We start from the raw sequence: 20,361 nt of genomic DNA, 5'->3' as shown, positions 1-20,361 counted from the left end.
TTTTGCGCAAGGTCAGGTATGCGAGCACAGGGTGCTGGCGCGGTAGGCGGCGACGAAGTCGTCGAAGCTGCCGGCGGGCGCCGCTTCCATGGCGCGCTGCTCGGCCAGAGAGCTTTCCGCCAGCTGGTCGAAATACGCGCTTTGCCCGGGTGTGGGCGGATGCGCGCGGAACCAGGCGGCGTGGCGTTCGCTCTGGCGCAGGCCGAAGGCGGCAAACGAGCCGCCGTTGGCGCGCAGTTCGGCCAAGACCTTCGCCGATGGCGTCGCGTCCGGGTCGGCCAGTTTACGGGCTTGCGCCGCCAGGCTGTCCGCATGCTGCGTGCCGCCCTGGCGCGCGTCGAGCAAGGCCGCCACGGGCGCGATACGCGCCAGCAATTCCTCGCCCCACGCCTGCAAGCCGATCTCTTCGCCGTCGCGGCGCAGGCTCAAGCCCGGCTTGCGGCCTTCCTTGACGGTGCGGGCGAAATTGTGCGTGTAGCAGGCGCTTTGCTCGGCGGAAATAGGCGCGCTGTCGTCGAGCGCGCAGAACAGCAGGAAGGCGTCGAGGAAGCGGCCCGTTTCCAGGCTGATGCCGACCGGTTCGAACGGGTCGACATCCATGCAGCGCACTTCGATGTATTGCACACCGCGCAGGCACAGGGCCTGGATGGGGCGCTCGCCCGTGCGGATCACGCGTTTCGGGCGGATGGTCGAATAGTACTCATTTTCGATCTGCAGCACATTGGTGGACAATTGTATCCACTCGCCATCCTTCTTTGTGCCCAGCGCCGCGTACGGCGGATACGGGTCGTTGACGGCGTGCGTCAGGGCGTTGACGTAATCATCGAGGCTGTTTTCGTGCGGACGCAGGCCGGACTGGGCATCGTTCTGGTAGCCGAGGTCGCTCATGCGCAGGCTGGTGGCGTACGGGAGGAACAGGGTGTCGTCGGACAAGGTGTCGAGCTTGTGCGCGCGGCCGCGCAGGAAACCACTGGAAAGCGCCGGCGAAGCGCCGAACAGGTACATCAAGAGCCAGCTGTAGCGGCGGAAATTGCGGATCGTCGCCAGATAGCTTTCCGACTGCACGTCTTTCGGCGTGGCGGTTGCGTGCGCCGGGCTGGCGCTGGTGTCCGGATGGCTGGCCAGCACTTGCCACAGCTGCTCGTCGAGCGAATAGTTGTAATGGATGCCGGCGATGCATTGCATGGCTTTGCCGTAGCGCAAGGCCAGGCCGCGCCGGTAGACGTGCTTGAGCATGCCCATGTTCGACGTGCCGTAGTTGGCGATCTCGATATCTTCCTCGGGCGGCAGCTGGCAGGGCATCGACTGGCTCCACAGCAACTCGTCGCCGAGGCGGCTGTAGGCATGGCGGTGCACGGTATCCAGCTTGCTTAATGTCGTGGCGATGTCGGTTTCGGCCGGGGTGATGAATTCGAGCAGCGCTTCGGCGTAGTCGGTGGTGATTTCAGGGTGCGTCAGCGCCGAGCCCAGGGCGGCGGGGTGCGGCGTGGAAGCCAGATGGCCGGCATGGTCGACGCGCAGGGTTTCACGCTCGATGCCGCGCAAGCCGCCCAGCAGCGCGCGGTTGGCATCTTCGGTCAGCAATGCCAGGCGGCGAGTCAACAGGTTGGGCAATTTGAGCTTCCTTTCTTGTGCAGCATATAAATAATTTGTGCTGAGATTAACCGAATTTTGGCAAATGCGTCGGCGCCGGCCCAAAAAACGCCGCGTCGCCAGCGTCCGCCCCGGGCAAGGGGGGCGGCGCTTCGGTCAGGAATTCGCTTGATATTTTAACAAACTGCGGGGGGATCTGGCGCGCCGCCGGGTCAAGCTTTGCGCAGATGGCGCGGTCAGCCCAGGCGGGCGCCGCTGACTCTTTCGATGCCGGCCAGGTCGCGCCAGCTTTGCACTTTGTTGTAGTTGGCAGCGGCCAGCAGCTCGCGCACCTGGGCCGCCTGGTCATAGCCGTGTTCCATCAGCAGCCAGGCGCCCGTCGCCAGGTGGCGCGCCGCGCCGGCCACGATGGTGCGCAGGGCCGACAGGCCATCCGCATGGTCGGTCAGCGCGCCGGCCGGTTCGAAGCGCAGGTCGCCCTCGGCCAGGTGGCGGTCGCCGCTGGCGATGTAGGGGGGATTCGAGACGATCAGGTCGAATTTTTCCGTGCCCAGCGCCTCGAACCAGTCGCTGGCCATGAAGGTGATGTTGACGCCGTTGGCGCTGGCATTGCGGCGCGCCACGGCCAGCGCCGCGCTGCTCACGTCCAGGGCCGTGACGACGGCGTCCGGCCGCGTGTAGGCCAGGGCGACGGCGATGGCGCCGCTGCCCGTGCCCATGTCGAGCACCCGGCCGCCGGGCGGCAGGCGTTCGAGCGCCAGTTCCACCAGCACTTCCGTGTCGGGGCGGGGGATCAGCACGGCCTCGTTGACTTCAAAGGGCAAGCCGAAGAATTCGCGCTGGCCGACGATGTAGGCGATCGGCTCGCCTTGCAGGCGGCGCGCCAGCAAGACTGACAGACGCTGGATTTCTTCGTTAGTGAGCACTCGCTCCGATTGCGTGATCAGCGAGACGCGCGACAGGCCCAGCGCGTGGCCCAGCAGGATGCGGTTGTCGAGCGGATCGAGCAGCGGACGGATTTGCAGGGCGCCGACAGTGCTGCCGGCGGGTATCAGTGTTTCTGGCATGAATAGTCTATTATTTCTTGCGGCGCAGCAGTGTCCACAGCAGGCCTACGGTAAAAATGGCAAACCAGATGAACGCCCATTGCGGGATGGACAGGCCGAAAAACGGCTCGCCGGCATTTTCGCAGGCGCCATACGATTCAAACATGAAGGGCATGAGTTCGGCCGTGAAAATCTTGTTCAGCGCCGTTTCCACCGGGTCGATGCCGCAGGAGAAGCCGGGGTTGGCCAGCACGTACAGATGCTTGGCGCCCACGCCCAGGCCGCCCAGGGCCGCCAGCACGCCGATGCCGGCGCCGATTTTCGGGCGGTGGGCGGCGGCGCCCGCCAGGCAGGCGACGCCGATGGCGAGGAACAGGTAGCGCTGGATCACGCACAGCGGGCACGGCGCCATGTTCATGGCATGCTGTAAATACATGGCCACGCCCAGCATCAGGAAACACAGGGCGGCGATCGACAGGAGGACGGTGCGTGAATTTTTCATGGGCGACACGGTGAGGTGGATGGAATCGAGCTGGTCATTTTCGCACAAGGCCGGATTTTTATTGCTTAGCCGCTACTTAAACCCTTGATCTGGCTGGGCGCTTTAAAAAGTGTTCAGGGCAAGGCGCAGCGCCGCAGGCAGTACGAATGTACGGCCAGGCGATGCAACGCCGCCATGGACGCTTTTTAATCGCCCAGCGCGGCAAGCAGCTCCGCCTGGTGCTCCGCCGCCAAGGCATTCGTCAGTTCCGTCAAATCCCCATCCATGATGAAATCCAGTTTATATAACGTCAGGTTGATGCGGTGGTCCGTCAGGCGGCCTTGCGGGAAGTTATACGTGCGGATGCGCTCGCTGCGGTCGCCCGAGCCGATCAGGCTCTTGCGCGTGGCCGCTTCCTTCGACTGCTGTTCGCGCAATTGCACGTCCTTGATGCGCGCGGCCAGCACTTTCATCGCCTGCGCCTTGTTCTTGTGCTGGCTGCGGTCATCCTGGCATTCGACGACGATGCCGGTCGGCAAGTGGGTGATGCGCACGGCCGAATCCGTCTTGTTGATGTGCTGTCCGCCCGCGCCCGAGGCGCGGTAGGTGTCGATGCGCAGGTCGGCCGGGTTGATGTTGACGTCTTCCACTTCGTCCGCTTCCGGCATCACGGCCACCGTGCAGGCGGAGGTGTGGATGCGGCCCTGCGTTTCCGTGGCCGGCACGCGCTGCACGCGGTGGCCGCCCGACTCGAATTTCAGCTTCGAATACGCGCCATTGCCGACGATACGCACGATCACCTCGCGGTAGCCGCCCAGGTCGGAGTCCGACGACGACACGAGTTCCACCTGCCAGCGGTTGCGCTCGGCAAAGCGCGTGTACATGCGCAACAAATCGCCGGCGAACAGGGCCGATTCGTCGCCGCCCGTGCCCGCACGAATTTCCAGGAAGATATTGCGCTCGTCGTTGACATCCTTCGGCAGCAGCATGGTCTGCAGTTCCCGTTCCAGCTGCGCCATGGTGGCCTTGGCTGCCTCGATCTCTTCCTGGGCGAATTCCTTCATGTCCGGATCGGACAGCATCTCTTGCGCTGTCGCAATATCGTTGCCCGCTTCCTGGTAGGAACGGTACAGGGCCACCAGCGGGCCCAGTTCGGCGTGCTCGCGCGTCATCTTGCGGTAGCTGTCCATGTTCGACGTGGCGTCCGGGTGCATCAGCAGTTCGTCGAGTTCGACCAGGCGGTTCGCCAGTTGATCGAGTTTGGCCAGCATGGATGGTTTCATAGCGATTCGCGGTAAAAAGAGTGTAGGGATGATGCAAGCCCGGCAGGCGGGCAGGGGGCGGCCGCGCGGGCGGCCAGCGGGGCTGCGCTAACGGCGGGGGCGGAACAGTTTCGGCAGCAGGGTGACCAGCTGCTTGCGCTCGTCGCCTTGCGCATGGTGCAGCGCCTGCTGCGGGCCGTGCAGGAACTTGGCCGTCAAGCCTTTCGACAGCGCTTCGAGCACGGCGTCGATGTCGGCACCCTTGGCCAGCATCTTGCGCGCCCGTTCCACTTCCATCAGGCGCAAGGATTCGCTGTTTTCATGCAAATGCTGGATGACGGGCACCATGGCGCGGTCGTCGACCCAGCTCATGAACGATTGCACGCGCGTCTCGATGATGGCTTCGGCTTGCGCCACGGCCGCTTGCCGGCTTTCCAGGCCCGTCTGCACGACCTTGCCCAGGTCGTCGACCGTGTACAGGAAGACGTCGTTCAAACGGCCCACTTCCGCCTCGATGTCGCGCGGCACGGCCAGGTCGACCATGAACATGGGCTTGTGGCGGCGCGCCTTGATGGCGCGCTCGACCAGGCCCAGGCCCAGCAGCGGCAAGGACGATGCCGTGCACGAGATGACGATGTCGAACTGGTGCAGCTTTTCCGGCAGGTCCGCCAGGCGGATGGCCGTGCCGTTGAAGCGGTGCGCGAGTTCCTCGCCGCGCTCCATGGTGCGGTTGGCAATCGTGATGCTTTTCGGATTTTGTGCGGCAAAGTGGGTGGCGCACAGTTCGATCATTTCGCCGGCGCCGATGAACAGCACATTCTGTTCGGCGATCTTGTCGAAGATGCGTTGCGACAGGCGCACGGCGGCGGCCGCCATGGACACGCTGTGGGCGCCGATTTCCGTGCTGCTGCGCACTTCCTTGGCCACCGAAAAGCTGCGCTGGAACAACTGGTGCAGATACGTGCCCAGGCCGCCCGCCTCGTCGGCCGTGCGGATGGCGTCCTTGATCTGCCCCAGGATCTGCGTTTCGCCCAGCACCATCGAATCGAGCCCGGAGGCGACGCGGAAGGTGTGGCGCACGGCATCGTGCTGCGGCAGCATATATAAGTGGGGGCGCAGCTCGCTGTAGTTGAGCTTGTGGTAGTCGGCCAGGAAATGCGCGCCCGCGTCGAGCGGGTTCGGCACATGGCTGGCCGCATACAGTTCCGTGCGGTTGCAGGTCGAGAGGATGGCCGCTTCGTCGTTGTCGCGCAGATCGATGCGCTGGAACCAGGTACGCGCCGCCATCACCGCCGAACCCAGATGCTCAGGCGCAAACGCCAGCTGTTCGCGGAGCGACACTGGGGCGGTGGTATGGTTGAGACCGACGGCGAGCAGTTGCATTTCAGGGCTGTTGGGATGACTTATGCCGACATTATAACGCTTTGTGCCCGCGCTTTGAGCAGGTCAGCCGTTTGCCGCCGTTCAGCCGCCCAGTTTTTCCAGACGGTAACCATAACTGTAGACGGGCACGAGGCGGTAGCCGTGTTCCGGTTTCAGCTGCAGCTTGTTGCGCACGCGCGAAACGTGGGTATCCATGGTGCGCGAGGGCAGGGCCGTGTCGCGTTGCCACACGGCTTCGTGGATGTAGGCGCGCGACAGGGGGCGGCCCAGGTTGCGGAAAAACAGCAGCGCCAGGGCGAATTCCTTGTGCGTCACGTCCAGCACTTCGCCATCCTTCAGCAGCCGGCCGGGGCGGGTTTCAAATGTGTAATGACCGAACTGCAAGTTTTCGGCGCCATTCTGGGCCGGGTAGGCCACGCGCAGCAGCGCCTGGGTGCGCAAGGTCAGTTCGCTGCGCCGCAGGGGCTTGATCATGTAGTCGTCGGCGCCTGCCGTCATGCCCGCCACCACGTCGTCCTCGCCGGAACTGTTGGTCATAAACAACACGGGCGCCTTGGGCGCCAGTTTTTCCCGGGCACGGCGCAAGACTTCGGCGCCGTCCAGATCGCTCACATGCCAGTCGAGGATAAGCATGTCGCAACTGTCCTTGCGCAATTGCCCCAGCATTTCCTTGCCACTCTGAAACTCGTGGCAAGCGTGGCCGGCGGCGGTGAGCACCTGGCAGATCAGTTCTGCCTGGCTATGGTCGCTATCGAGTACGGCAATTCGCATAATGGGCTGGAGTGTGTAGCAACAAACAGACGGTCCGCTCTGCTTATCGTAATGTTAAGGAATGCTCAAGTGAAATATAACAGAGATTGCAACTGTGTCCAGTGAAATCGGCAGCGCAGGCCTTTACGTTACACTTGTTCATCTACCCCCTACCAGCGGAGAAGCGGCCATGCCAGACAAGAGCACTACCGATTGGACCCTGATACCGGCCAGTCATGCGGAAATCGAGCAAGTGCGCGAACGTTGCCGGCGCCTGGTGCAGCGGCGCGCCATGATGTCGGCCGGCGCCTCGGCCATTCCTATTCCCGGCATCGACCTGATGTCGGATGTCGGCCTGTTTTCCATGCTGATCAACGATATCAACCACGAATTCGGCCTCACGCCCGAGCAGATCGAGCGCCTGAACCCGCAGTTCAAGATGATGGCCTACCGCGCGGCGGTGGGCATGGGCGGCATGCTGGTGGGAAAACTGGTGTCGCGCGAACTGATCCTCCACCTGCTCAAGCGCAGTGGCGTCAAGATTGCCACCAAGCAGGTGGCGCGCTTCGTGCCGTTTGCCGGCCAGGCGGTGGCGGCAGCCATCGGCTACGCCGTATTCCGCCAGATCGGCAACCAGCACGTGAACGCCTGCGCCGCGGTGGCGCAGGAATTGCTCACGGTCAGGCCGGATTAAAAATCAGGCGTCCGGCAGCACCACGTTGACGTCGAGGACTTCCAGGTTGCCCTGGCGGTCCAGCGAGATTTTGATGTCGTCGGCATTCACCTTGGTGTACTTGGAAATGACGGCGATCAATTCCTTGTGCAGGGCGGGCAGGAAGTCCGGACCATCGCGTCCGCTGCGTTCGCGGGCGATGATGATTTGCAGGCGTTCCTTGGCCGCGGTGGCCGTCTTCGGCTTGGGGGGGAACAGGAAAGAAAGCAAGGCCATATCACTTCGCCCCAAAAATGCGCTGGAGTAATCCAGGCTTTTCATAGTTGGTAAAGCGCAACTCGACCTCTTCGCCGAGGAAACGCGAGACCACGTCTTCATAGGCTTGCGCCACGTCCGTGCCCGTGAAATGGATGGCCGGGTTGCCCTGGTTCGAGGCGGCCAGCACTTGTTCCGATTCCGGAATGATGCCCACCAGCGGGATGCGCAGGATTTCCTGCACGTCCTGGTAGGACAGCATTTCATCCGATTCCACGCGTTTCGGCGAGTAGCGGGTGATCAGCAAATGTTCCTTGACGGGCTCGCCGCCCGTCTGCGCGCGGCGCGACTTGGCTTGCAGGATGCCCAGGATGCGGTCCGAATCGCGCACCGACGACACTTCCGGGTTGGTGACGATGATGGCTTCGTCGGCAAAGGTCAGCGCCATCAGCGCGCCATGCTCGATGCCGGCCGGCGAATCGCAGATGATGAACTCGAAACCCATGTTGATCAGGTCGTTCAACACGCGTTCCACGCCTTCTTCCGACAAGGCATCCTTGTCGCGCGTTTGCGACGCGGGCAGGATGAACAGGTTGTCGCAGTGTTTGTCCTTGATCAAGGCCTGGTTCAGGGTCGCTTCTTTATTGATCACATTGATCAGGTCGTAGACGACGCGGCGCTCGCAACCCATGATCAGGTCGAGGTTGCGCAGGCCCACGTCGAAGTCGAGCACGGCTGTCTTGTGGCCGCGCATGGCCAGGCCAGTGGAAAAACTGGCGCTAGAGGTCGTCTTGCCGACACCGCCCTTGCCGGACGTCACAACAATAATTCTTGCCACAAATAATCCTTTTCAGATATCTCTTGAATTGTGCAGCTTAAGAGCGGTTCACGGGAGTGACCGGATTGACAGAGTGTATATCGATTCTGTCTCCAGCCAAACGAATTTGCGCGGGTCCGCGCGCCATTTCCGGGGGGAAACCATCCTCGAACGTGCGGTACACGCCGGCGATCGAGACCAGTTCCGGTTCCATGGCCAGCGCGAAGATGCGCGCCTGGGGATTGCCCGAGGCGCCGGCCAGCGCGCGGCCGTACAGCGAGGAATACACGTGGATGCTGCCGTCGGCGATGATTTCGGCGCCATTGTTGACGACGGCGGTGATGATCAGGTCGCAGCCGCGCGCGTAAATGCGCTGGCCGGCACGCACGGGCGTGTCGATCACCATCACTTGCGCTTCGGCGCCCGACTGGGCGGCGGCCGTGGCGGAATCCTTGGGGCCATCCTTGGGCGGCGCATCGTCGCGCGTCTTGCCGCTGTCGAGGCTCAGGCCTTGCGCCAGGATGGCGTCATGCATGTCGGCCGGCGCATTGCGCACGGCCACGGCATTCAAACGGTATTTTTTCAGCAGGGCCACGAGGCCGGCCCAGTCGATGGGCGTGCTGCCAGGCGGCAAATCGGCCACGTCCAGCACGGCCAGGTCGTCCTCGAAAAAATCGGCCACGCCCCCCGTCATGTCGCGCAAGGCGGCATCGAGTGCCTGCGTATCGGCGCTATGCATGATGGCGGAAACGGCAACGACGGTGGAAATCTTGATTTCGATAGGCTTCTGCGACGGGCTTTTGGACATAAACATTTATCAAAGTGAAACTGCGGCAGGCCAGATGTTCCGTACGGCAACAATGGGAGCAGTAAATTTCTTGCATTCTACTGCAAAAAAATCAGCATCAGGGGCCTGGAGTGTGCTATTCCGCAGGGCAACACCTACTTCAGGTCAAAAAAAACGGGCGGCGCCCCGAAAGCAGCCCAACATGCGCCCTGACGGCGCTGTTCCTGGGTCAAGCCGCGCGCATCTGGCGCGCCGCCGCCACCATATTTTTCAGGGCCGCCTCCGTTTCCGTCCAGCCCCGCGTCTTCAAGCCGCAGTCCGGGTTCACCCATAAATTGGCTGACGGAATGACCGCGCTGGCTTTTTGCAGCAATTTCACCATGTCGACGGTCGTGGGGATGCGCGGCGAGTGGATGTCGTACACGCCGGGGCCGATTTCGTTCGGATACTGGAACTGGCCAAAGCCCGTCAGCAGCTGCATGTCCGAGCGGCTCGTTTCTATCGTGATGACGTCCGCATCCATGGCGGCGATCTGCGGCAGGATGTCGTTGAACTCGGCGTAGCACATGTGGGTGTGGATCTGCGTCGTGTCCTTGACCACGGAAGCGGCGATGCGGAAGGCGCGCGTGGCCCAGTCCAGGCAGGCATCCCACTGGCCGCGGCGCAGCGGCAAGCCTTCGCGGATGGCCGGCTCGTCGATCTGGATGATGCCGATGCCGGCCGCTTCCAGGTCTTGCACCTCATCGCGGATGGCCAGGGCGATCTGCAGCGCCGTCGTGGCGCGCGGCTGGTCGTCGCGCGCGAACGACCATTGCAAGAGCGTGACGGGCCCCGTCAGCATGCCTTTCATGGGTTTATCCGTCAGGCTTTGCGCGTGCACCGTCCATGCGACGGTCATGGCGGCCGGGCGCTGCACGTCGCCGTAGATGACGGGCGGTTTCACGCAGCGCGAGCCGTACGATTGCACCCAGCCGTGGCGCGTGAAGGCGAACCCGTCGAGCTGCTCGCCGAAATATTCGACCATGTCCTTGCGTTCCGCTTCGCCATGCACGAGCACGTCCAGGCCCAGCGCTTCCTGGCGTGCCACGGCGTGGGCGATTTCGGCGCGCATCTGCCGTTCATACTCGTCCACGGCCAGTTCGCCCCGTTGATGGCTGGCGCGGGCGGCGCGGATGGCCGCCGTCTGCGGGAAGGAGCCGATGGTTGTCGTGGGAAAGTCGGGCAGGCGCAGGCGCGCGCGTTGCATGGCCTGGCGCTGCGGGAAGCCGGAATCGCGGCGGTCGACGGTGGGAGACAGCGTCTGCAGGCGCTGCGCGACCGCCGCACGGTGCACGCGGGGGCTGGCGCGGCGGCTGGCGATGGCCCGGCGGGACCTCGCCAGCGCGGTATCGTCGGGATGGCCTTCCAGCGCACCTTTCAGCAGCGCAATTTCCGTCAATTTCTCGGTGGCAAACGCCAGCCAGCTCTTGATGTCGCCATCGAGCGCCGTTTCCGCTTCCAGGCTGAACGGCACGTGCAGCAAGGAGCATGACGGCGCCAGCCACAGCTGGCCGTTGCGCTTGGCCGCCAGCGGCTGCAGCACGGCCAGGGCCGCATCGAGGTCGGTGCGCCAGATGTTGCGCCCGTCGACGATGCCGATCGACAGGACTTTATGCGCGGGCAGCCAGTCCGTCACGCTGATCAATTCATGCGGCGCGCGGATGCCGTCCACGTGCAGGCCGGCCACGGGCAGGCGGCACGTCAGGCTGAGGTTTTCTTCCAGCGGCGAGAAATACGTGGCCAGCAGGATATTCACGCCCACCTGGTTCAGCTGCCAGTAGGCGCTTTCGAAGGCGCTGCGCCAGGCATTGGGCAAGTCCAGGCCCAGGATCGGTTCGTCGAGCTGCACCCAGGCCACGCCTTGTTGTTTCAGGCGGTCGAGCAGGGCGCCGTAGACGGGCAGCAACTGTTCCAGCAGGGCCAGGCGCTCGAAGCCCGGCGTCTTTTCCTTGCCCAGCCACAGGAAGGTGAGGGGGCCGATCAGGGCCGCCTTGACCTCGTGGCCCAGCGCCTGTGCCTCGGCCACTTCCGCCAGCAGCCGCTCGCACGCCAGAGAAAATTGCGTCTGCGGCGATAATTCGGGCACCAGGTAATGGTAATTGGTGTCAAACCACTTGGTCATTTCCAGCGCGGCAGTGCCTGCGGCGTGTGCATGGTGCGCGTGGCCGCAGTCCGCGTGTTCCGCGTGCGCGTCTGCGCCGCGTGCCATCGTGAAATAGCGCGCCAGCGGCGATTGCTCCGGCGTAAAGTGGAAACGCGCCGGTTCGCAGCCCAGCAGCTGTATATGGCTGGCCACCTGGTCGTAGAAGGCGAAGTCGCCCACGGTGACGCAGGCCAGGCCCGCGTCCCTTTGCAGGGCCCAGTGGCGCGCGCGCAGTTGCCGGCCCGTCGCTTCCAGGGCCGCCTCGGAGACTTCGCCGCGCCAGTGGCTTTCCAGCGCCCGTTTCAGTTCGCGCGCGGCGCCGATACGGGGAAAGCCAAGGATGTGGGTACGAATGGGCATGATGTCATCGAGATTTAATGTGAATGCGCTAGAGTGTGCGGCAACTTGGTCTATAATCAAAACGAAACATTTTGTCGAATAACATGAAAATAATTCACGCAAAGACGTCATTTCCCCGATGCTAGAAATCCGCCACCTGCGCACCCTGAGTGCCCTGCGTTCCTCCGGCAGCCTGGTGCGCGCCGCGCAACTGCTCAATTTGACCCAGTCGGCGCTGTCGCACCAGATCCGTTTGCTGGAAGAGCGCTACAAGGCGCCCTTGTTCGAGCGCAAGTCGATGCCGATCGCGTTTACGGCCACGGGCAGCCGGCTGCTGGAGCTGGCCGACAAGCTGCTGCCCGAGATCGAGCTGGCCGAGCGCGACGTGGCGCGTTTGTCGCAGGGCGACAAGGGACAGCTGCGCGTGGCGCTCGAATGCCATACCTGTTTCGACTGGCTCATGCCCGTGATGGATGCGTTCCGCCAGCGCTGGCCGGAAGTGGAGATCGATCTTGTCTCCGGCTTTCACAGCGAACCGGCGGACTTGCTGCGCTCGGGCGAGGCCGATCTCGTGATCGGCTCGCCGTATGGCCCCGATTTCACCGTGTTTCCCCTGTTCCGTTTTGAAATGCTGGTGGTGATGGCGCAGAAGCACCGGCTGCAGGCGCAGCGCCGCCTCGCGGCAAGCGATTTTACGGGCGAGACTTTGATCACCTATCCCGTGCCGGAAGAGCGTATCGACCTGATCCGCGAAGTGCTGCGGCCGGCCGGCATCCAGTTTGAACGCCGCACGGCGGAACTGACGGTGGCCGTGCTGCAGCTGGTGGCGAGCCGGCGCGGCATCGCCGCCTTGCCGAACTGGGCCATCAAGAATTACGTCGATTACGATTATGTGGTGGCGCGCCCGGTGGGCGAGCACGGCTTGTGGAGCGACCTGTATGTGTCCGTGCCGGAGCCGTTGCAGGACAAGGCGTACGTGCGCGATTTCGTCAGCGTGATACGCGAACAGTGCGCGGCGTCGCTCGATGGTATCAAGTTGTTGTCCTGATCAACGTTGAGTTGGAAACAAACCAACAGGAAAGCTTGATAAATATCAAGGTTCAGCAATGAACCACCGCTTACAGTTGAGTACTGTGCGGCGCAACATGGCGTCGCCTACTCTTTGGGGAGGAACGACATGTTTTCATTTTCCGAACAATGGGCACTGGCCGGCAAGGCCGTGGTGGAAGCACAATTGATCGCTGCGCAAGCGTATGCCCAGGCCGCCGTCGACAGCGGTGCCAGCGTGCTGGACTTGCAGATCGATGCGGCCCGCACGGCGCTGGCTGCCGCTACGGTAGCGGGCAATCAGCTGCTGTCCGTGAAGGATCCGCAAGCGCTGCTGCAACTGTCGCGCACGCAGTCGCAACTGGCCATCGAACGCATCGGTGCATATGGCCGCCAGGCAAAGGATGTTGCTCAAGAAACCCAAGAGAAATTCGACACTGTGACAAAGGGTGAGTTTGCTGCATCGCGTCAAAAATTTGGCGAGCTGTTGCAGGTGGTAAAGCAAACGCCCGTGCCCCTGATTATTCCCTTCAATAATTTTCTAAAAACCACTTTCGGCGGCGCCGATGAAGGGTATGATAAAAATAAAAACACGCGTCCTGCGCGCCAGGCGTAAGCGTTTTGCGGCCCGGCAGCGGCTATCCGCCGCGCCAGGTTGCCCGCCGCCACCGCAAGCAGGCTGTCATCGCCGCCGCCAGCGGTGCGGCGCTGGAACTGCGGCGCATGCCGCGCTAGAATGAAACGCAGCTTGCTGTGTCTTCCCGGATTCACTGGATTCCAATTGGATTCTATTAGCACCTTGACCTTGGCCCTCGTGGCCAGCATATCGGAGAAATAAATGGATGATGTCGTAATCGTGGCCGCCGGCCGTACCGCAGTCGGCAAATTCGGTGGCAGTCTGGCCAAGATTCCTGCGTCCGAACTGGGCGCGCATGTAATCAAGGGCTTGCTGGCACAAACCGGCATCGACCCGAACCTGATCGGCGAAGCGATCCTGGGCCAGGTGCTGACGGCTGCCGTCGGCCAGAACGCCGCGCGCCAGGCCGTCATCAAGGCTGGCTTGCCCAGCGCCATCCCGGCTTTCACCATCAACAAGGTCTGCGGCAGCGGCCTGAAGGCCACGCACCTGGCGGCACAAGCGATCAAGTGCGGCGACGCCAACATCATCATCGCCGGCGGCCAGGAAAACATGAGCGCCTCGCCGCACGCGATGAACGGCTCGCGCGACGGCTTCCGCATGGGCGACTTCAAGATGATCGACACCATGATCGTCGATGGCCTGTGGGACGTGTACAACCAGTACCACATGGGCATCACGGCGGAAAACGTCGCCAAGAAATACGAAGTGACGCGCGCCGAGCAGGATGAATTCGCGCTGCAGTCGCAACTGAAGGCGGAAGCGGCGCAAAAGGCGGGCAAGTTCAAGGATGAAATCCTGCCGCTGGAAATCGCCAACAAAAAAGGCACCGTCGTCTTCGACAGCGACGAATACATCAAGCCCGGTTCGACCCTGGAATCGCTGGCCGGCCTGCGCCCCGCGTTCGCCAAGGATGGCACCGTCACGGCCGGCAATGCTTCCGGCCTGAACGATGGCGCCGCCGCCGTCATCATGATGTCCGCTTCGCAAGCGAAGGAACTGGGCTTGAAGCCGCTGGCACGCATCAAGGCCTACGCCTCGTCGGGCCTGGATCCGGCCGTCATGGGCATGGGCCCCGTCTCCGCTTCGCGCCTGTGCCTGAAAAAAGCGGGCTGGACGCATGAAGAGCTGGACTTGATGGAAATCAACGAAGCGTTTGCCGCGCAAGCGATTGCCGTCAACAAGGAAATGGGCTGGGATACCAGCAAGATCAACGTGAACGGCGGCGCGATTGCCATCGGCCACCCGATCGGCGCCTCGGGCGCGCGCATCCTGGTCACCCTGATCCACGAAATGATACGCCGCGACGCCAAGAAAGGCCTGGCAGCGCTGTGCATCGGCGGCGGCATGGGCGTCGCTCTCGCAATTGAGCGTGATTAATCGCTGACACCGGACTTGGGCCGTTACGCGCAATGCGTGGCGGCCTGGTACGGTGCGGTACGCCGCCGTCATGCGGCAGTTTTGGATCGCTGTATTTAAATAATTAACTTTTTAGCAACAGAACGACACTGAGGGGATGAAAAATGGCAAGAGTTGCATTGGTAACTGGTGGCATGGGCGGTCTGGGCGAAGCGGTGTGTTTCAAGCTGGCGGCGCTCGGCTATCGCGTGGTGACCACATATTCCCCAGGCAATCCGAAGGTCGCTGACTGGCTGGCGACGACGAAGGACATGGGCTATGACTTCAAGGCGTATCCGTGCGACGTGGCCGACTACGATTCGGCAGCGGCCTGCGTGGCGGCCGTGGAAGCGGAAATCGGTCCTGTCGACGTGCTGGTGAATAACGCCGGCATCACGCGCGACATGACGTTCAAGAAGATGGACAAGCCGAACTGGGATGCCGTGATGGGCACCAACCTTGATTCCGTGTTCAACATGACCAAGCCCGTCTGCGACGGCATGGTGGAACGCGGCTGGGGTCGTATCATCAATATCTCGTCCGTGAATGGCCAGAAGGGTGCCTTCGGCCAGACCAACTATTCGGCCGCGAAAGCCGGCATGCACGGTTTCACCAAGTCGCTGGCGCTGGAAGTGGCGCGCAAGAACGTCACCGTCAACACCATCTCGCCGGGCTACATCGGCACCAAGATGGTCATGGCGATTCCGCAGGAAGTGCTCGACAGCAAAATCATCCCGCAAATTCCGATGGCGCGCCTGGGCAAGCCGGAAGAAGTGGCCGGCCTGGTGGCCTACCTGGCTTCCGATGAAGCGGCGTTCGTCACGGGCGCGAATATCTCGATCAACGGCGGCCAGCACATGTCGTAACCGGTATTGAGGTACAACAGAAAAGACAGCTGCGGCTGTCTTTTTTTATGCTTGCCAGCAAAACGGGACAAGCGCGCGCTTTGCCTTAGAATCAGCATTTCTCGACCGCATCACCCTCCATGACTCTTGTTCCCGCCTTGCGCCGCGCCAGCGTGGCCGCCATTCTCTTCCTGGGCGTCAGCGCGGCCCAGGCCAGCGTCGCGTTCCACGTTACGGTGACGACCGAGCGCGTCAACCAGCCCGGCGTGAAAACCAGCTTGCCGGCGCGCGATACGCAGGAAAGCGATGTCGTGCTGGGTCCCCATTACGTGAGCGTGCGCGATGGCAAGAGTTTGTCCGTGTTTGACTTTGCCACGCGCCGCCGCCACGCGGTCGATATGGCGGCGTCCACCTACGAAACGTATTCGCTGTTCGACGTGGCAGGCTTCCGCCATATCGAGATCGGCCACCGCAAGGGCATGGCCGGCGCGCTTGAGGCTGGCGGCTTGCAAGCTCACGTCACGCCGCCCGTGTACGAGGAGCAATCGCTGTCCGTGCTCGCTGGCAAGCGGCATGGCGCGCTCGTGCCTCAAGTACTCGACGGCGCCGTGCTGTGGTCGCTTGACGGGCAGCCCCTGCTGCGCCTGGGCATCGCCGGCAGTCCCGTCAGCGGCGACGACGCGACGGCGTTTGCCCAGTTCCTGCGTTACACCTGGGGCGGCCACCCGCTGGTGCTGAAGATGCTGGCCGACGGCAAGCGCATTCCCGCCACCTTCACCTTGCACTACCAGGAGGTGGGCGGCACGGTGACGCGGCAGTTCCGCATCAGCGCCATGACGGCGGGCGCACCGGCCACCTACACCTTGTCCGCCTACCGGCCCCGTCCGCTGGCGGCCGATGCGTCCCCGCTCGAGCGCGTGCTGGCGCAGGCGGCGCTGCTGCCGCGGCCGGGACCCCAGGCCCACCCTGCGCTGCGGGCCGAAGCGGAAAAACTCTTTGCCGCAGACCAGCCTTTTGACGCTTTCTTGGCCATGCTGGAAGATCATTTTTCCACGGGCGAACTGGTCGACAAGCTGTCGCCCCAGCAGATACTGGCCATGCAGGAATGCCAGCCCATCCATGATTTGACGCGGGGATTGCTGGCCAAGGATCAGGACGGTATCGCGGCCGCGCTGGCCAGTGTGCAGGAATTGAGAAAGCAAACGGGGCTGGAGCAGCCCGTCTTGGCCTTGTTCGAGGGGAATTTGCGCGCCAAGCTGGGGCAATGGCCGCAAGCGACGGCCTTGTATCTGCAAGTGCTGCAGGCAAAACCGCAGATGGCGGCCGTGTACCAGGACCTGGGCGACGCCTTGCTGGCGCAATTCGATGCGGCCAATGCCTGGCGCAGCTGGGATGCGGGGCGGGCCATGGCGCCGGCCCTGCGGCAATTTCGCAAGGTCAACGACCTGGAACGCAGCCTGTTGCGCGATTACCCCGCCTTCTTTGCCGGCGGCGCGCCGCCGCTGACAGTTCAGCCCAGCACCAGCCGTCCCGCCAGCAGCACGAAGACGGTGGGCAGCACGAACTTGCCGTAAGGCGAAGGTTTGCCGCGCAGGCGGCGCGCCAGGCGTGCGGCCAGCACGGCGTACAGGGCGTCGAACAGCAAGCCCACCAGCACCAGGACAGCGCCCAGGCGCAGGTATTGCATGCCGACCTGTTCGCTGCCGGTGACGAATTGCGGCAGGAACATGCTGCAAAACAGCAGTGCCTTCGGATTGAGCAGATTCGTCAGGAAGCCGCGCACCAGGCTGGCGCGGGCGCCGTGCGCCGTGGCGGGGGCGGCCGCTTCCTGCGCCGTTTTGGTGGACAGGGCCGACTGCAGCAGGCGCAGCGCCAGGTACAGCAGGTAGGCGGCGCCCGCCCATTTGACCCACTGCAAGGCTTGCGGATGCGTCACCATCAGCGCCGCCAGGCCCGCGCCCGACAGCGCCACGTGCACGGCGCGCGCGCCGGCGATGCCCAGCGCCGTCACCAGCGCCGTGGCCACGCCGCGCGCGGCGCCCGTCGCCAGCACCAGCGCCATGTCGGGGCCCGGTAATAAAAAGGCGCCGGCCAGTGCCAGCAGGTACATCAGGAAGGTAGAATCGGACATGGCGCAGTTCGGTCACAGGCAAGAGTAAGGGCGGGAGCAACGGCAGCTTGCCGCATGCTCGCCGGGCCCCATTATGTTCTTGTCGTGATGAAATGTGCTTGCTTTTCCTGCCCTGCATGCCCTAGTATTCGGGTAGATTCCACTCCTATAAAAACAAAAATTAGATGAAAATTTCAGAAGTTAGCCTCGACGCCACCGATTTGCAGATACTCAGGCTGTTGCAGGATGAAGGACGGCTGTCCAACGCGCGCCTGGCCGAGCGCTTGAAGCTGAGCGAAACCCCCGTCTGGCGGCGCCTGCGCCGCCTGGAAGACGAGGGTTTTATTACCGGCTACCAGGCTTTGCTCAACCGCAAGAAGCTGGGCATCGGCCTGGTGGCCTTCGTGCGCGTGGTGTTTGCCAACCATGGCGGCGAGCAGCCGTCGCAGTTCGAGCAAGCCATCGCGACCATTCCCGAGATCTTGTCCTGCCACAATGTAGCGGGCGAAGCCGATTATTTCCTGCAAGTGGTGGCGCGCGACCTGGAAGCGTATGGCGAATTCGTCTCGACCGTGCTGCGCCGCCTGCCCGGCGTGGCGGAAATCCAGTCCAGCCTGTCGATGCGCGAAATCAAGTCGTCGAACCGCCTGCCCCTGCTGCTGGCCTGAGCCGGCGGGGGCGCACTATAATTGGAACAGTTGCCAGGAATCGTGCCTGGCGCCCTGACCGCCATTCCAAGGACCGCCATGCCCGATTCTTTGTCCCCCCTGTTTCCCGCCCTGACGCCGAACCGGCACGGCATGCTGGCCGTCGATGACGTGCACACCATTTATTGGGAAGAGTGCGGCAACCCCGACGGCATTCCCGTGCTGTTCCTGCATGGCGGCCCGGGCGCGGGCCTGTCGCCGCAGCACCGCCGCTTCTTCGATCCGCAGCGCTACCGCGTGATCCTGTTCGACCAGCGCGGCGCCGGCAAGTCCACGCCGCTGGGCGAGTGGCGCAACAACACGACGCAGCTGCTGATCGAGGACATCGAAACGCTGCGCATCCGGTTCGGCATCGCCCAATGGCTGGTGTTTGGCGGTTCCTGGGGCTCGACCCTGGCGCTGGCGTATGGCCAGGCGCATCCGGCAGCCTGCCTCGGCTTCGTGCTGCGCGGCATCTTTTTGTGCACGCAGGCGGAAATCGACTGGTTCATCGAAGGCGTGCGCTGGTTTTATCCGGACCTGTACGAGGAATTCGCCGCCCCCATTCCGGCAGAGGAACGGGGCGACCTGCTGGCGGCCTACGTGAAACGCATTCTCAGCAGCGACCCCGCCGTGTACTGGCCCGCGGCGCGCGCCTGGAGCCGCTTCGAGGGCCGCCGCGTGTACCTGATGCCGCAACCGGAAGATGCGCCGAACGATGCGCTGGACCTGGGCGTGGGCCGGCTCGAATCGCATTACATGGCCAACCTGGGCTTCATGGAGGAAGACCAGCTGATCCGCAACATGGGGCGCATCGCACATTTGCCGGCCGTTATCGTGCAGGGACGCTACGACGCCATCTGCCCGCCGCTGTCGGCCTACCGTTTGCAGCAAGCCTGGCCTGGTTCCCAGCTGGAAATGATTCCCGACGCGGGCCATGGCGCGCTCGAGCACGGCATCGCTTCGGCGCTGGTGCGCGCCACCGAGCGCTTCGTGCCGGGGCGCGGCTTCGCATGACCTTGCAACGCGCCGGTTGGCAAAGCGGCCAGCCGGCGTGCGCCACCTGCTACACTATGGCCTGTGCTGGCGCCACGGTCGGGCGCCGGTGTGAACCCACGACTTTTTATCCATGAACATACAGATCGGCGACATCGGCCATATCATCCAGCTGGCGATTGCGCCGGTTTTCCTGTTGACCGGTATCGGTACCATGCTGGTGGTGCTGACCAACCGCCTGGGCCGCATCATCGACCGCACGCGCGTGCTGGAAGACCGGCTCGACATCGGCTACAACGATTTCTATATGGATGAGCTAGATACCCTGTATCAGCGTACCCATCTGATCAATTACTCGATTTCGCTCAGCACGGCGTGCGGTTTCTTCGTCTGCGTCATCATCGCCATGCTGTTTTTGGGCGATATTCTGAACCTGACCCTGGATAAATACATCGCGGCCTTCTTTGTGCTGGCCGTGATTTGCCTGATCGGCTGTTTTATTTATTTACTGCGCGAAATTTACCTGGCTGCCAGGGCCCAGCGCATCCGGCGCCATATCCGCCCGCCCCGCTAGGCGGCGCGCCGGTTTACCCTACTATTGAAGAACGAGTCCCGTATGCACGATTACAAACGTCCCCCCACCCTGCACCGCTACGGCCAGCGCAGCGAACTCGAGCTGGCCTTGAGCCTGGGCCAGTTCCGCCTGATGCCCGCGGGCAATTGTTTGACCCTGAGCTTTTCGCAAGTGTGGGACAAGCAACTGTTCGACCTGTTCGCCCCGGCCGACGCTTGTTTGATCATCCACAATACGGAAGAATTCGGCGAACGCCTGCACCGCGCCGTGCAGCGCACCTTGCCCAGCTGGGCAGGCATCGATGGCCTGGTCGAATACGGCCAGCGCGCCGCGCTGGGCGCCGCCTTCACCAAGACGCGCGCCGAAGCGTTTGAGCAGGAATGGCTGTTCGCCTGGCGCTCGATGCAGCCGCAAGCGAGCCTGAACCCCGTCACGGTAAAACTGGGCAGCCTGGAAAACTTCGCGGAAATCCGCGACCGCGATACATATCTGGCGTAATT

21 protein-coding genes are annotated in these 20,361 nt (G+C 63.1%); 10 read left to right on the top strand and 11 right to left on the bottom strand.

The features are described from left to right. Window positions 1–12: 12 nt before the first annotated feature. From gshA to AC07X6_RS10640, 6 genes are all read right to left on the bottom strand, one after another. Window positions 13–1,614 carry a glutamate--cysteine ligase gene (gene gshA / locus AC07X6_RS10665; protein ID WP_494790932.1) on the bottom strand — a complete coding sequence of 534 codons (1,602 nt, stop codon included), beginning with the start codon at window positions 1,612–1,614 and terminating at the stop codon, window positions 13–15. A 215-nt stretch (window positions 1,615–1,829) separates the two neighbouring features. Beyond that, complete coding sequence (gene prmC / locus AC07X6_RS10660; RefSeq protein ID WP_494790931.1) at window positions 1,830–2,660, bottom strand: peptide chain release factor N(5)-glutamine methyltransferase; 831 nt, start codon at window positions 2,658–2,660, stop codon at window positions 1,830–1,832. Window positions 2,661–2,670: 10 nt separating this feature from the next. Further along, complete coding sequence (locus AC07X6_RS10655; protein ID WP_494790974.1) at window positions 2,671–3,141, bottom strand: disulfide bond formation protein B; 471 nt, start codon at window positions 3,139–3,141, stop codon at window positions 2,671–2,673. A 185-nt stretch (window positions 3,142–3,326) separates the two neighbouring features. Next, window positions 3,327–4,403 (bottom strand): peptide chain release factor 1, encoded by a 1,077-nt coding sequence (gene prfA / locus AC07X6_RS10650; RefSeq protein WP_152257601.1) that lies wholly within the window; start codon window positions 4,401–4,403, stop codon window positions 3,327–3,329. An 87-nt stretch (window positions 4,404–4,490) separates the two neighbouring features. Next, a complete protein-coding gene (gene hemA, locus AC07X6_RS10645; RefSeq protein ID WP_230540177.1) occupies window positions 4,491–5,765 on the bottom strand; it encodes a glutamyl-tRNA reductase in 1,275 nt (424 codons plus the stop codon). 81 nt (window positions 5,766–5,846) lie between these two features. Then, a complete protein-coding gene (locus AC07X6_RS10640) occupies window positions 5,847–6,536 on the bottom strand; it encodes a response regulator transcription factor (RefSeq protein ID WP_230540178.1) in 690 nt (229 codons plus the stop codon). A gap of 169 nt (window positions 6,537–6,705) precedes the next feature. On the opposite strand from AC07X6_RS10640, the gene AC07X6_RS10635 reads away from it, so the two are divergent. Next, on the top strand, window positions 6,706–7,209 hold the full coding sequence (locus tag AC07X6_RS10635) for a hypothetical protein (RefSeq protein WP_494790930.1): 504 nt from the start codon (window positions 6,706–6,708) through the stop codon (window positions 7,207–7,209). Between the two features lie 3 nt (window positions 7,210–7,212). Here the strand turns inward: AC07X6_RS10635 and minE are convergent, their stop codons facing one another. From minE to metE, 4 genes are all read right to left on the bottom strand, one after another. Continuing rightward, entirely contained in the window at window positions 7,213–7,464 is a 252-nt protein-coding gene (gene minE / locus AC07X6_RS10630; RefSeq protein ID WP_034752886.1) for a cell division topological specificity factor MinE, read from the bottom strand. A 1-nt stretch (window position 7,465) separates the two neighbouring features. Further along, window positions 7,466–8,281: a septum site-determining protein MinD gene (gene minD, locus AC07X6_RS10625; RefSeq protein ID WP_034752889.1), complete on the bottom strand. Its 816-nt coding sequence runs from the start codon at window positions 8,279–8,281 to the stop codon at window positions 7,466–7,468. Window positions 8,282–8,318: 37 nt separating this feature from the next. After that, window positions 8,319–9,068 carry a septum site-determining protein MinC gene (minC, locus tag AC07X6_RS10620; protein WP_230540180.1) on the bottom strand — a complete coding sequence of 250 codons (750 nt, stop codon included), beginning with the start codon at window positions 9,066–9,068 and terminating at the stop codon, window positions 8,319–8,321. A 208-nt stretch (window positions 9,069–9,276) separates the two neighbouring features. Further along, entirely contained in the window at window positions 9,277–11,589 is a 2,313-nt protein-coding gene (gene metE / locus AC07X6_RS10615; RefSeq protein ID WP_494790929.1) for a 5-methyltetrahydropteroyltriglutamate--homocysteine S-methyltransferase, read from the bottom strand. Window positions 11,590–11,707: 118 nt separating this feature from the next. On the opposite strand from metE, the gene AC07X6_RS10610 reads away from it, so the two are divergent. The 5 genes from AC07X6_RS10610 to AC07X6_RS10590 all read left to right on the top strand — a co-directional run bounded on the left by AC07X6_RS10610 (window position 11,708) and on the right by AC07X6_RS10590 (window position 17,069). Beyond that, on the top strand, window positions 11,708–12,616 hold the full coding sequence (locus AC07X6_RS10610; RefSeq protein ID WP_230540182.1) for a LysR family transcriptional regulator: 909 nt from the start codon (window positions 11,708–11,710) through the stop codon (window positions 12,614–12,616). 129 nt (window positions 12,617–12,745) lie between these two features. After that, complete coding sequence (locus tag AC07X6_RS10605) at window positions 12,746–13,231, top strand: phasin family protein (protein ID WP_230540183.1); 486 nt, start codon at window positions 12,746–12,748, stop codon at window positions 13,229–13,231. 222 nt (window positions 13,232–13,453) lie between these two features. Beyond that, on the top strand, window positions 13,454–14,632 hold the full coding sequence (locus AC07X6_RS10600) for an acetyl-CoA C-acetyltransferase (RefSeq protein WP_152257593.1): 1,179 nt from the start codon (window positions 13,454–13,456) through the stop codon (window positions 14,630–14,632). A gap of 143 nt (window positions 14,633–14,775) precedes the next feature. Continuing rightward, window positions 14,776–15,516 carry an acetoacetyl-CoA reductase gene (gene phbB, locus AC07X6_RS10595; protein ID WP_474293938.1) on the top strand — a complete coding sequence of 247 codons (741 nt, stop codon included), beginning with the start codon at window positions 14,776–14,778 and terminating at the stop codon, window positions 15,514–15,516. 119 nt (window positions 15,517–15,635) lie between these two features. Beyond that, complete coding sequence (locus tag AC07X6_RS10590; protein WP_494790928.1) at window positions 15,636–17,069, top strand: hypothetical protein; 1,434 nt, start codon at window positions 15,636–15,638, stop codon at window positions 17,067–17,069. Here AC07X6_RS10590 and AC07X6_RS10585 read toward each other — a convergent pair. Further along, window positions 17,006–17,626, bottom strand: a complete 621-nt coding sequence (locus AC07X6_RS10585) for a LysE family translocator (protein WP_474293941.1) — start codon at window positions 17,624–17,626, stop codon at window positions 17,006–17,008. The two genes, AC07X6_RS10590 and AC07X6_RS10585, sit on opposite strands and share 64 nt — an antisense overlap. A 164-nt stretch (window positions 17,627–17,790) precedes the next feature. Here AC07X6_RS10585 and AC07X6_RS10580 point away from each other — a divergent pair, with 164 nt between their 5' ends. The 4 genes from AC07X6_RS10580 (at window position 17,791) to AC07X6_RS10565 (ending at window position 20,359) form a co-directional block, all read left to right on the top strand. Continuing rightward, complete coding sequence (locus AC07X6_RS10580) at window positions 17,791–18,273, top strand: Lrp/AsnC family transcriptional regulator (protein ID WP_076564899.1); 483 nt, start codon at window positions 17,791–17,793, stop codon at window positions 18,271–18,273. A 78-nt stretch (window positions 18,274–18,351) separates the two neighbouring features. Then, window positions 18,352–19,308 carry a prolyl aminopeptidase gene (gene pip, locus AC07X6_RS10575; RefSeq protein WP_494790927.1) on the top strand — a complete coding sequence of 319 codons (957 nt, stop codon included), beginning with the start codon at window positions 18,352–18,354 and terminating at the stop codon, window positions 19,306–19,308. 112 nt (window positions 19,309–19,420) lie between these two features. Then, a complete protein-coding gene (locus AC07X6_RS10570) occupies window positions 19,421–19,861 on the top strand; it encodes a DUF2721 domain-containing protein (protein ID WP_101483434.1) in 441 nt (146 codons plus the stop codon). A 42-nt stretch (window positions 19,862–19,903) separates the two neighbouring features. Next, window positions 19,904–20,359, top strand: coding sequence for a hypothetical protein (locus tag AC07X6_RS10565; RefSeq protein ID WP_077398517.1), 456 nt, complete (start codon window positions 19,904–19,906; stop codon window positions 20,357–20,359). Window positions 20,360–20,361: the final 2 nt, after the last annotated feature.

This window comes from Janthinobacterium sp. GW460-12-1-14-LB5 (genome assembly GCF_059423585.1).
This window is presented reverse-complemented; position numbering and strand designations above follow the sequence as displayed.

Coding starts and splice junctions, on each gene's coding strand:
- prmC (WP_494790931.1), bottom strand. CDS start 2,660: ATGCCAGAAACACTGATACCCGCCGGCAGCACTGTCGGCGCCCTGCAA.
- AC07X6_RS10590 (WP_494790928.1), top strand. CDS start 15,636: ATGACTCTTGTTCCCGCCTTGCGCCGCGCCAGCGTGGCCGCCATTCTC.
- minC (WP_230540180.1), bottom strand. CDS start 9,068: ATGTCCAAAAGCCCGTCGCAGAAGCCTATCGAAATCAAGATTTCCACC.
- AC07X6_RS10640 (WP_230540178.1), bottom strand. CDS start 6,536: ATGCGAATTGCCGTACTCGATAGCGACCATAGCCAGGCAGAACTGATC.
- AC07X6_RS10600 (WP_152257593.1), top strand. CDS start 13,454: ATGGATGATGTCGTAATCGTGGCCGCCGGCCGTACCGCAGTCGGCAAA.
- AC07X6_RS10565 (WP_077398517.1), top strand. CDS start 19,904: ATGCACGATTACAAACGTCCCCCCACCCTGCACCGCTACGGCCAGCGC.
- pip (WP_494790927.1), top strand. CDS start 18,352: ATGCCCGATTCTTTGTCCCCCCTGTTTCCCGCCCTGACGCCGAACCGG.
- prfA (WP_152257601.1), bottom strand. CDS start 4,403: ATGAAACCATCCATGCTGGCCAAACTCGATCAACTGGCGAACCGCCTG.
- metE (WP_494790929.1), bottom strand. CDS start 11,589: ATGCCCATTCGTACCCACATCCTTGGCTTTCCCCGTATCGGCGCCGCG.
- phbB (WP_474293938.1), top strand. CDS start 14,776: ATGGCAAGAGTTGCATTGGTAACTGGTGGCATGGGCGGTCTGGGCGAA.
- AC07X6_RS10610 (WP_230540182.1), top strand. CDS start 11,708: ATGCTAGAAATCCGCCACCTGCGCACCCTGAGTGCCCTGCGTTCCTCC.
- AC07X6_RS10605 (WP_230540183.1), top strand. CDS start 12,746: ATGTTTTCATTTTCCGAACAATGGGCACTGGCCGGCAAGGCCGTGGTG.
- AC07X6_RS10635 (WP_494790930.1), top strand. CDS start 6,706: ATGCCAGACAAGAGCACTACCGATTGGACCCTGATACCGGCCAGTCAT.
- AC07X6_RS10655 (WP_494790974.1), bottom strand. CDS start 3,141: ATGAAAAATTCACGCACCGTCCTCCTGTCGATCGCCGCCCTGTGTTTC.
- AC07X6_RS10585 (WP_474293941.1), bottom strand. CDS start 17,626: ATGTCCGATTCTACCTTCCTGATGTACCTGCTGGCACTGGCCGGCGCC.
- AC07X6_RS10570 (WP_101483434.1), top strand. CDS start 19,421: ATGAACATACAGATCGGCGACATCGGCCATATCATCCAGCTGGCGATT.
- AC07X6_RS10580 (WP_076564899.1), top strand. CDS start 17,791: ATGAAAATTTCAGAAGTTAGCCTCGACGCCACCGATTTGCAGATACTC.
- hemA (WP_230540177.1), bottom strand. CDS start 5,765: ATGCAACTGCTCGCCGTCGGTCTCAACCATACCACCGCCCCAGTGTCG.
- minE (WP_034752886.1), bottom strand. CDS start 7,464: ATGGCCTTGCTTTCTTTCCTGTTCCCCCCCAAGCCGAAGACGGCCACC.